This window comes from Umezawaea sp. NPDC059074 (assembly GCF_042738955.1).
Taxonomy (GTDB): Bacteria; Actinomycetota; Actinomycetes; order Mycobacteriales; family Pseudonocardiaceae; genus Umezawaea.
Window position 1 is genome coordinate 1 of the sequence record NZ_JBHYHC010000208.1, and the last position, 11,561, is coordinate 11,561.

The 11,561-nt window shown below is 74.7% G+C and carries 3 protein-coding genes; 1 reads left to right on the top strand and 2 read right to left on the bottom strand.

The genetic code is table 11. The features are described 5' to 3' along the window. Together ACFWW9_RS43855 and ACFWW9_RS43860 are read right to left on the bottom strand one after the other, a co-directional pair. On the bottom strand, nt 1-528 hold a 528-nt coding region (locus ACFWW9_RS43855; protein WP_390389187.1), incomplete at its 3' end, for a pyridoxamine 5'-phosphate oxidase family protein. 122 nt (nt 529-650) lie between these two features. After that, nucleotides 651-1,205, bottom strand: a complete 555-nt coding sequence (locus ACFWW9_RS43860; RefSeq protein WP_390389189.1) for a flavin reductase family protein — start codon at nt 1,203-1,205, stop codon at nt 651-653. A 231-nt stretch (nt 1,206-1,436) separates the two neighbouring features. Here ACFWW9_RS43860 and ACFWW9_RS43865 point away from each other — a divergent pair. Next, on the top strand, nt 1,437-11,561 hold a 10,125-nt coding region (locus tag ACFWW9_RS43865), incomplete at its 3' end, for a type I polyketide synthase (RefSeq protein ID WP_390389190.1).

An 11,561-nucleotide genomic window follows, 5' to 3' on the forward strand; every position in this document is an offset into this window, starting at 1 on the left:
GGACCAGGGCCCGGACGCGGGGCGGTCCTCGGCGGTGGGGGAGGAACCCGGTTCGGGGGCCTCCCAGAACCGGCTGCTCAGGTCCTGGCCGCGCAGCACCTGCACGCGGAACGGCGTCAGCTTCAGCAGGCCGAACTTGGGGTTGTCCGGGCCGTCGTGCCAGAAGTTCGCCGGGTCGTAGCCGACGCCCGCCGGGCTGCCCTTCCGGTACAGCTCCCAGATCTCGTGGCGGGTCGGGGAGTCGTGGATCCACTCGGCGGTGCAGTCGGCGAACACCGCGTTCTGCTGGGGGTTCCAGTACGAGATCGTGGTGTGCGGGTTGCGCGCCAGGTGCGCGACCTTGACCGGGGTGGGGTAGGCCGCGATCCACCCGACGGGAAGCCCGTCGCGCACCTCCCAGATCGGCAGCAGCACCCGTGCGCGGGGGCGGTTCAGCTTGTCCACCGTGGTCATCGTGGCGTACACGATGTTCTGGATGTAGGCGAAGAACGCGTCCTGCAGGTCGGAGAAGCTCCCGGCCGTCTTCATCGTGTCCCCTCAATGCGTGGTGCCGTCGATCCGCACGTGGTGGTGCGGTTCCCATGGTCGCAACGGGAGTCGACCGGCGGAAGAACGCACTTGGAAGTTACCGAGGCACTTGCGGATGCGGGCTAGACCGCCCGCGGAGCCACCTGGTGGAACCCGCCGCGGTAGAACAGCAGCGCGCCGTCGTCCTCGGTGTGGCTCGTCGCCAGCACCCGGCCGAGGAACAGCGAGTGGTCGCCCGCGACGTGCACGGTCGACACCTCGCACTCCAGCCACGCCAGCGCGCCGGACAGCAGCGGGGCGCCGGTGTGCGGGCCGGGCACCCAGTCGACGACGTCGAACTGCGCCTGCCCCAGCGGCCGCGACTTGTCGGCGAAGTAGCGGGCCAACGGCTCCTGGTCGGCGGCCATCACCGACACGCCGAACCGGCCGGTGAGGCTCAGCGCGCCGTGCATGACGGCGGAGTGGGCGACGCAGCAGTGCACCAGCGGCGGTTCCAGCGACACCGAGCCGAAGGCGTTGGCGGTCATGCCGTGCACGCGCTCGCCGCCGACGGTGACCACGACGACCCCGGTGGCGAAGCGGCCGAGGACCGCGCGCAGGGTCGACGGGGTGACCTCCCCGGTCTCCGGGTGGTGGGGGCGGTCGATCGTCTGCGGCACGTGGGACTTCTCGGACATCTGCGGTATCCCGTCGTTTCGGCGTGGTCGGGTGGACACGCTCCACAAAGGACGCGAAGCGGTCCAGGCCACCGAATCTAGCCAGTTCGGGCCGCCGTCTCCCCACCGCCGGGTAACACCCCGCTCACCACCGGTTCAAGAGTGGGCGGTTACCGGCGCCGACCTAAGTTGCGTTCCGAGCACACACGCACAGCGTCGTGATCGTCCCATCCACGGAAGGCGAACGGCAGCATGGACCACACACCCGCCGGGCCGCGGTCGGCACCCGGTACCCAGCACGAAGCCGTCGCCGTCATCGGCATGGCTGCCCGACTGCCGATGGCCGACGGGCCCGCGGCCTTCTGGGACCTGCTGCGCGAGGGCCGCGACGCGATCACCACGGCCCCGGCGGGGCGCTGGGACCAAGCCGCGCCCGGCGTGGACCGCGGCGGATTCCTGGAGGCGGTAGCGGACTTCGACGCCGCGTTCTTCGGGATCTCGCCGCGCGAGGCCGCCGCGATGGACCCGCAGCAGCGCTTGGTGCTGGAACTGGTGTGGGAGGCGCTGGAGGACGCCCGCGTCGTCGCCGCGGACCTGCGCGGCAGCCGCACGTCGGTGTACGTCGGCAGCATCCGCGACGACTACGCCGCGCTGCTCTACCAGCACGGCACGTCCGCGGTCACCCAGCACACGGTGACCGGCACGCACCGCGGCATCATCGCCAACCGGGTGTCCTACGCCTTCGACCTGCGCGGCCCCAGCGTCACCGTCGACTCGGCGCAGTCCTCCTCGCTGGTGGCGGTGCACCTGGCCGCGGAGAGCCTGCGCGACGGCGTGGCGGACGTGGCGCTGGCCGCGGGGGTGAACCTCAACCTGCTCGGCGAGGGCACGGTGGGCCTGGAGCGCTTCGGTGGCCTGTCGCCCGACGGCCTGAGCCACACCTTCGACGCCAGGGCGAACGGCTACGTGCGCGGCGAGGGCGGCGCGGTGGTGGTGCTCAAGCGGCTCGACGCGGCCATCGCCGACGGGGACCGGATCCACGCGGTGATCCGCGGCAGCGCGGTGAACAACGACGGCGCCACCGACGGGCTGACCGTGCCGAGCGCGCGGGCGCAGGAGGAGGTCATCCGCGACGCGTTCGCCGCCGCGGGCGTGGACCCGGCGCGGGCGCAGTACGTCGAGCTGCACGGCACCGGCACCCCGGTGGGCGACCCGATCGAGGCGGCCGCGCTCGGGGCGGCGCTGGGATCGGCGCGCGAGGGCGGCGAGCCGCTGCTCGTCGGGTCGGCCAAGACCAACGTGGGCCACCTGGAGGGGGCGGCGGGCATCGTCGGCCTCGTCAAGGCCGCGCTGGGCATCCGGCACCGGCTGCTGCCCGCGAGCCTGAACTTCGCCACGCCCAACCCCGACATCCCGCTCGACGAGCTCGGCCTGCGCGTGCACACGGAACTGGCCCCGTGGCCGCGACCGGACGAGCCCTTGGTGGCAGGTGTCAGCGCGTGGGGCATGGGCGGCACCAACTGCCACGTCGTGCTGACCGAGGCACCGGCCGCGGACGTGCCCGCACCGTCCACGGAGGACGTTATGGTGCCCTGGCTCATCTCCGGTCGCGGTCACTCCGCTCTCGTCGCCCAGGCGGCCAAGCTGCGCGCGCACCTCACCGACGAGCACCCGTCGGACGTGGCCTTCTCCCTGGCCACCGGCAGGTCCGCGCTGGAGCACCGGGCCGTCGTCGTCGGCTCCACCCGCGAGGACCTGGTCGCGGGCCTGGAGTCGCTGGCGACCGGCGGTGCGGCGGCCAACGTCGTCCAAGGGGTGTCGACCGATCCCGGCCGCACCGCGCTGGTGTTCCCCGGACAGGGCTCGCAGTGGGTCGGGATGGCCGTCGAGCTGCTCGACTCCTCGCCGGTGTTCGCCCGCCACCTCGCCGAGTGCGCGGACGCGCTGGCCGAGCACGTCGACTGGTGGCTCGTCGACGTCCTGCGCGGGGTGGAGGGAGCACCCGACTTCGAGCGCGTCGACGTCGTGCAGCCCGCGCTGTTCGCCGTCATGGTGTCGCTCGCACGGCTGTGGCAGCACCACGGCCTGGTGGTGGACGCGGTCATCGGCCACTCGCAGGGCGAGATCGCCGCCGCGCACGTCGCGGGCGCGCTGTCGCTGGCCGACGCCGCACGGGTGGTCACCCTGCGCAGCAAGGCGATCCGCGCGCTCGCGGGCACCGGTGGCATGGCCGCGGTGTCCGCGCCCGCGGACCGGGTGGCCGAGCGGATCGCCGAGTACGACGGGCGCGTCTCCGTCGCCGCCGTCAACGGCCCCGCGAACACCACCATCGCGGGCGATCCCCAGGCGTTGCAGGAGATCGTCGCCGACTACCAGGCCAAGGGCGTCCGCGCGTCGATCGTCGCGGTCGACTACGCCTCCCACTCCGCGGACGTGGAGGTGCTGCGCGGCGAACTGCTCGCCGCGCTCGCCCCGGTCCGCCCGCGCACGGCCGGGATCCCCTTCTACTCCACGCTCACCGGCGGCCTGGTCGACACCGCCGGGCTGGACGCGGACTACTGGTTCCGCAACCTGCGGCACACCGTGCGGTTCCACGAGACCGTCGCGGTACTGCTCGACGCGGGGCACCGCACGTTCGTCGAGGTCAGCCCGCACCCCCTGCTCACCCGCGCGATCGGCGACACCGTCGACGACCGCGGGGTCGACGGGGCGGCCGCGTTCGGCACGCTGCGCCGCGGTGACGGCGGGCCGCGCCGGATGCTGCTGGCGCTGGGCACGGCGCACGCGCACGGCGTCGAGCTGGACTGGACGACGGTCGTGGGCGGTCGCGCCGTCGACCTGCCGACCTACGCCTTCCAGCGACGCCACTTCTGGTTCACCGGCGGGGACTTCGTGCCGAGGACCGCCGAGGTCGCCGTGCCCGAGCAGGAGTTCGGCGACGACGCGGCGGGACTGCTGCGCGGACGGCTGGCGGGCCTGCCGGACGGGGAGCGGCGGCGGGTGCTGGTGGACCTGGTGCGCGCGCAGGTCGCGCCGGTGCTCGGCTTCGACGGCGGTTCGGCGGTCGGCACCGACCGCACGTTCAAGGAGCTGGGGCTGGACTCGGTGACCGCGGTCGAGTTCCGCGACCGACTCGGCACGGCCACCGGGCTGCGGCTGCCGTCCGGGCTGACGTTCGACCAGCCGACCCCGCAAGCGCTGGCCGGGTACCTCGACGCCGAGCTGACCGGTGTCGCCGCCGCCCTGGCGCCGGTGACGGCACTGCCGTCGGCCGCGCTGGGCGAGCCGATCGCCGTGGTGGGCATGGCCTGCCGGTTCCCCGGCGGCGTGCGGTCGCCGGAACAGCTGTGGGAGCTGGTCCGCGACGGCGTGGACGCGATCTCGGAGTTCCCGGTCAACCGGGGGTGGGACCTCGACTCCCTGCACGACCCCGACCCGGACAAGCCCGGCACCACCAACGCCCGCTACGGGGGGTTCCTGCACGACGCGGACGAGTTCGACGCCGGGTTCTTCGGCGTCAGCCCGCGCGAGGCGACCGCGATGGACCCGCAGCAGCGGGTCCTGCTGGAGATCGCCTGGGAGGCGTTCGAACGGGCGGGCATCGACCCGAAGTCCTTGCGGGGCAGCAGGACGGGCGTGTTCGTCGGCGCCATGACCCAGGACTACGGGCCGCGGCTGCACCAAGGCGCGGACGGTTACGACGGCTACCTGCTGACGGGCAACCAGGTCAGCGTCGCCTCCGGCAGGCTGGCCTACACCTTCGGCCTGGAGGGGCCCGCGCTCACCGTCGACACGGCCTGCTCGTCCTCGCTCGTCGCCATGCACCTCGCCGGGCAGGCCCTGGCCAGTGGCGAGGTGACGCTCGCGCTGGCGGGTGCCGCCACGGTCATGGCCACACCCGGCATCTTCGTCGAGTTCTCCCGGCAGCGCGGCCTGTCCCCGGACGGCCGGTGCAAGGCGTTCTCGGCCGGGGCGGACGGCACCGGCTGGTCCGAGGGCGCCGGGATGCTGGTGCTGGAACGGCTGTCCGACGCCAAGCGCAACGGCCACCCGGTGCTCGCGGTGATCCGGGCCAGCGCGGTGAACCAGGACGGCGCGTCCAACGGCCTCACCGCCCCCAACGGCCCGTCGCAGGAGCGGGTGATCCGCCAGGCGCTGGGCAAGGCGGGGCTGGCTCCGTCCGATGTGGACGTCGTGGAGGCGCACGGGACGGGCACGACGCTCGGTGACCCGATCGAGGCCCAAGCGCTGCTGCGCACCTACGGCCGGGACCGCGACACCGCGTTCCCGCTGCACCTGGGCAGCCTCAAGTCCAACATCGGCCACACCCAGGCCGCGGCGGGCGTCGCGGGTGTCATCAAGACCGTCCAGGCGTTGCGCCACGCGACCGTGCCGCGCACCCTGCACGCCGACGAGCCCTCGCCGCACGTCGACTGGGCGAGCGGCGCGGTGGCGCTGGCGACGGAGACCGTGCCGTGGCCCGACCGCGGGCGTCCGCGTCGCGCGGCCGTGTCGTCGTTCGGCATCAGCGGCACCAACGCGCACGTCATCGTCGAGCAGGCTCCCGAACCGGTGTCCACTTCGGACTCGCCGGAACCGGTGGCGCCGTCGGCGCCGCTGCCGTGGGTGCTGTCCGGTCGGGGCACCGGCTCCCTCGCGGCGCAGGCCGCCAGGCTGCGCGACTTCGTCGACGGGCACGACCCGGTCGACATCGGCTGGTCACTGGCCACGACGCGCGGCGCCCTGGAGCACCGCGCCGTGCTGTGGGGCGAGGACGCGGAGGCGCTGCTGGCCTCGCTGGACGCGGTGGCCGCGGGTGGCGGCGGTCCGACCGCGGTCACCGGTGCCGCCAAGGCGGTCCGCACCGCGTTCCTGTTCACCGGGCAGGGCGCGCAGCGGATCGGCATGGGGCTCGGGCTGGTCGACGCGCACCCGGCCTACGCCGAGGCGTTCACCGAGGTCTGCGCGGTGCTCGACCCCCTGCTGGACCGCCCGCTCCGCGAGGTGATCGCGAGCGGCACCGGCCTCCAGGAGACCGCCTACACCCAGCCCGCGCTGTTCGCCGTCGAGGTCGCCCTGTTCCGGCTGCTGGAGTCCTGGGGCGTGCGCCCCGACTTCCTGGTGGGCCACTCGATCGGCGAGCTGGCCGCCGCGCACGTCGCGGGCGTCCTCCCGCTGGTCGACGCGGCCCGACTGGTCGCCGCCCGCGGTCGCCTGATGCAGGCGCTGCCCGTGGGTGGCGCGATGATCGCGGTGGAGGCGACCGAGGAGGAGGTCCGCGCCGTCCTGGTGGACGGCGTCGACATCGCGGGCGTCAACGGCCCGATGTCGATCGTGATCGCAGGCGAGGCCGGGGCCGCGCGGACCGTCGCGGAGGCGTTGAAGGCGCTCGGCAGGCGCACCAAGGGGCTCGACGTGAGCCACGCGTTCCACTCGCCGCTCGTCGAACCGATGCTGGCGGAGTTCGCCGAGGTCGCCGCCGGGGTCGCGTTCGGGACGCCGCGCGTGCCGATCGTGTCGACGGTGACCGGCAGGCTCGCCGACCCCGCAGAGCTGGCCACCCCGGAGTACTGGGTGCGCCAGGCCCGGCAGGCGGTGCGGTTCTCCGACGCGGTGGGCACGCTGCTCGCCGAGGGCGTCACCGCGCTGGTCGAACTGGGCCCGGCGGGCGTGCTGTCGGCCATGGTCCCGGCGATCGTCGACGCGGCCGGGGTCGTCCCGGCCGACCGGGACGCGGGCGGCACGGGTGCTCCCGAGGGCCCGGTGGTGGCGGTGCCGCTGCTGCGCGCCGACCGCGACGAGCTCCGGTCCGTGCTCTCCGCCCTCGCCGAGGTGTTCGTGGCGGGCGTGGACGTCCGCTGGTCCGCGTTGTACGAGGGCGCGGGCGCCCGGCGCGTCGAGCTGCCCACCTACGCCTTCCAGCGCAAGCGCTTCTGGCTCACCGCGCCCACCGGCGGCGACGTCACCGGCGCGGGACTGGTCGCGGCGGGCCACCCGCTGCTCGGCGCGGCGGTCCCGCTGGCCGGGGGCGACCGGCTGGTGCTGACCGGGCGCCTTGGCCTCGGCTCGCACGGCTGGCTCGCCGACCACGTCGTCGCGGGCGCGGTCGTGCTGCCCGGCACGGCGTACCTGGAGCTGGCGCTGTCCGCCGGGGAGCGGGTCGGCTGCGACCGGGTCGTGGAGCTGACCCTGGCCGCGCCGCTGGTGCTGCCCGAACGCGGCGGCGTCCAGCTCCAGGTCGTGGTGGAGGAGCCGGACAGCACGGACCACCGGGTGCTGCGGGTGTACGCCCGCCGCGACGACGACACGGCCGAGTGGACGGAGCACGCCGAGGGTGTGCTGGCCGCGGACGACCGGACCGCGACCGCGGACGTGGGCCCGTGGCCGCCCACCGCGACCGAGGTCGACCTGACCGACGTCTACCAGCGGCTCACCGAGCACGGGTACGGCTACGGCGAGGCGTTCCGGGGGCTGACCCGGTTGTGGCGCACCGACGACGAGCTGTTCGCCGAGGTCGCCCTCCCCGCCGGGCAGCGCGCGTCGGCGGCCGCCTTCGTGCTGCACCCGGCCCTGCTCGACGCCGCTCTGCACCCGCTGCTGCCCGGTGTCGCCGACGACGCCACCGGCACGTTCCTGCCCTTCGCGTGGTCCGGTGTCGGAGTGCGGGCGGCGGGCGCCCGCACCCTGCGCGTGCGGCACCGCGTCACCCGGCCCGACCCCGAGACCGTGGTCGTCTCCGTCGAGGCGACCGACGGCAACGGCACCCCGGTGGTCACCGTCGACTCGTTGGTGCTGCGCCCGGTGTCGCGGGAAGCGCTGCGGGACAACGGGAAACTCCTGCGCCTGGACTCCGTCCCCGCCGTGCTGGGCGACGAGCCCGCGCCGTGGGCGATCATCGGTGCCGACGGCTTCGAGGACGTCTTCGCCCTGCCCGCCGACGCGCGGCCGGACCGCACCTACGTGGACGTCGCCGACCTGGCGCAGGCGCTCGCGGGCGACGGCGTGCCCGGTCACGTGGCCGTCCTGCTGCCGTCCGAAGTGGACGGTGAGGTCGTCGGCGCCGTCCACCGGGTGACCGGGAGCGTGCTGGAACTGCTCCGGCTCTGGCTCGCCGACGACCGGCTGGCCGACGTGAAGCTGGTCGTGGTGACCCGCGGTGGCCTGGCCCACGCGGGGGCGGTCGGCCTGCTGCGCAGCGCCCAGTCCGAGCAGCCCGGCCGGTTCGTGCTGGTCGACCACGACGGCCACGCCGACTCGTGGGCGGTGCTGGGCGCCGCGCTGGCCACCGGCGAGCCGCAGATCGCGCTGCGGCAGGGCACCGCGACCGTGCCGCGGCTGGTGCGGACCGCCGCGGAGCACGCGCCGGTGGACTGGACCGACGGCACGGTCCTGGTCACCGGGGGCACCGGGTCGCTGGGCGCGCTCGCCGCCAGGCACCTGGTGGCCGAGCACGGCGCCCGCAGCCTGCTGCTGGTCAGCCGCGTGGGCTCGGCGGCCCCCGGCGTCGACGACCTGGTGGCCGACCTGACCGCCGGTGGCGCCGAGGTCACCGTCGCGGCCGTCGCCGCGGACGACCGCGCGGCGCTCGCGGCGCTGCTCGACGAGCACCCGGTGCGCGCGGTCGTGCACACGGCGGGCGTGGTCGACGACGGCGTGGTCACGTCGCTGGACGGGCGCAGGCTCGACGCCGTGCTGCGGCCCAAGGTCGATGCCGCGTGGCACCTGCACGAGCTGACCTCGGACCTGTCCGCGTTCGTCCTGTACTCCTCGGTGGCGGGCACGTTCGGCAACCCCGGCCAGGGCAACTACGCGGCGGGCAACGCGTTCCTCGACGAGCTGGCCCGGCACCGCGGGGCCGAAGGCCTGCCCGCCACCTCGGTCGTCTGGGGCCTGTGGGAACAGGACGGCGGCATCTCCGGCGGGCTCAGCGGGACCGACCGGCAGCGGTTGGCGCGCAACGGGGTCCTGCCGCTGCCCGCGACCGAGGGCATGGCCCTGTTCGACGCGGCCGTCTCCTCCACCGAACCGGTCGTCACCGCGGCGCTGCTGGACACCGCCGCGCTGCGCGCGCAGGGCGAGCGGATGCCCGCCGTGCTGCGCGGCCTGATCAGCGCGGCCCCGGCGCGCCGCGCGGCCGTGGCGGACGAGGTCGCCGCGACCGGCGGCTCGTCGCTGGAGCAGCGGCTGGCCGGGCTCCCCGCGGCCGAACGCGCGCAGGCCGTGCTGGACCTGGTCCGCGCCACGGTCGCCGCGGTGCTCGGCCACGCCGACGACTCCGGCGTGGAGATGGCGGCGGCGTTCAAGGAGCTGGGCTTCGACTCGCTGACCGCGGTGGAGCTGCGCAACCACCTGCACGCCGCGACCGGCCTGCGGCTGCCGAGCACGCTGATCTTCGACTACCCGTCCCCCGAGGCGGTGGCGCTCTACCTCTCCGGACGCGTCTCCGGACCCGCGACCGACGACGGGGCACGGGGCGCCACCGCGGTGGCGGCGTCCACCGAGTCCGACCTGATCGCCGTGGTGGGCATGGCGTGCCGGTTCCCCGGAGGGGTGCGCTCACCGGAGGACCTGTGGGCGCTGGTGCGCGACGAGGTCGACGCGGTGGGCGAGTTCCCGACCGACCGGGGCTGGGACGTCGCGGCGCTGTTCGACCCCGACCCCGACAGGGCGGGCAAGACCTACACCAGGAACGGCGGATTCCTGCACGACGCCTACGACTTCGACCCGGAGTTCTTCGGCATGAGCCCGCGCGAGGCGCTGGCCACCGACCCCCAGCAGCGGGCGCTGCTGGAGATCGCCTGGGAGGCCTTCGAACGGGCGGGCATCGACCCCACCTCGTTGCGCGGCAGCCAGACCGGCGTGTTCGCGGGTGTGATGTACACCGACTACACCGAGCAGTCCGGCCCGCTGCCAGCCGACGTGGAGGGGTACCTCGCCAGCGGCACCGCGGGCAGCGTCGCGTCCGGGCGGCTGGCGTACACGTTCGGCCTGGAGGGACCGGCGCTGACGATCGACACCGCGTGCTCGTCGTCGCTGGTCGCGGTCCACCTCGCCGGGCAGGCGCTGCACTCCGGCGAGTGCGACCTCGCGCTGGCGGGCGGCGTCACGATCATGTCCACCGCCAACCCGTTCGTCGAGTTCTCCCGGCAGCGCGGGCTGTCCCCGGACGGCCGGTGCAAGGCGTTCTCGGCGAGCGCGGACGGCACGGGCTGGTCGGAGGGCGCCGGACTCCTGGTGCTGGAACGGCTGTCCGACGCCAAGCGCAACGGCCACCCGGTGCTGGCGGTCGTCCGGGCCAGCGCGGTGAACCAGGACGGCGCGTCCAACGGCCTCACCGCCCCCAACGGACCATCGCAGGAACGCGTGATCAGGACGGCGCTGGGCAAGGCGGGACTCGCACCGTCCGATGTGGACGTCGTCGAGGCGCACGGGACGGGCACCACGCTCGGTGACCCGATCGAGGCGCAGGCGCTGATCAACACCTACGGCCAGGAGCGCGACCCGGAGCGCCCGCTGCACCTGGGCAGCCTCAAGTCCAACATCGGCCACACCCAGGCCGCCGCCGGTGTCGCGGGCATCATCAAGACCATCCAGGCGATGCGCAACGAGCGGATGCCCAGGACCCTGCACGTGAGCGAGCCCTCGCTGCACGTCTACTGGGACGCGGGCGCCGTGTCGCTGCTGACCGAGTCCCGGCCGTGGCCGAGGCTCGGCAGGCCGCGCCGCGCGGGCGTCTCGTCGTTCGGCATCAGCGGCACCAACGCGCACGTGATCATCGAGGAGCCCCCGGCCGTCGACGACACCGCCGAGCCCGCGTCCGCCCCGGTGGTGCCGTGGCTGCTGTCGGCCAAGACCCCCGAGGCGCTCCGGGCGCAGGCCGACGCGTTCGGCGCGTTCCTGGACGACAACCCCGACGTGGCGCCGGTCGACGTCGCCTACACGCTCGCCACCCGCCGCGGCGCGCTCGACCGGCACGCCGTGCTGGTCGGCTCCGACCGGGCGGACTTCCGCGCGGCGCTGGCCTCGCTCGACCCCGCCCGCGCGGGCCGCACCACCACCGGCGGGCGGCTCGGGTTCCTGTTCACCGGCCAGGGCGCGCAGCGCGTCGGCATGGGGCTGGAACTGGCCGACGCGCACCCGGTGTTCGCGGCGGCGTTCGACGAGGTGTGCGCCGCGGTGGACCCGATGTCGGACCGCCCGCTGCGCGAGGTCGTCCGGGACGGCGTCGGGCTCGACGAGACCGGCTCCACCCAGCCCGCCCTGTTCGCCTTCGAGGTCGCGCTGTTCCGGCTGCTCGAATCCTGGGGTGTCGCACCGGGTTTCCTGGCGGGCCACTCGATCGGCGAGATCGCCGCGGCCCACGTGGCGGGGGTGTTC

What these genes read in the sequence shown, in the direction of transcription:
- ACFWW9_RS43860 (WP_390389189.1), bottom strand. Translation starts at nt 1,205, where the DNA reads ATGTCCGAGAAGTCCCACGTGCCGCAGACGATCGACCGCCCCCACCAC.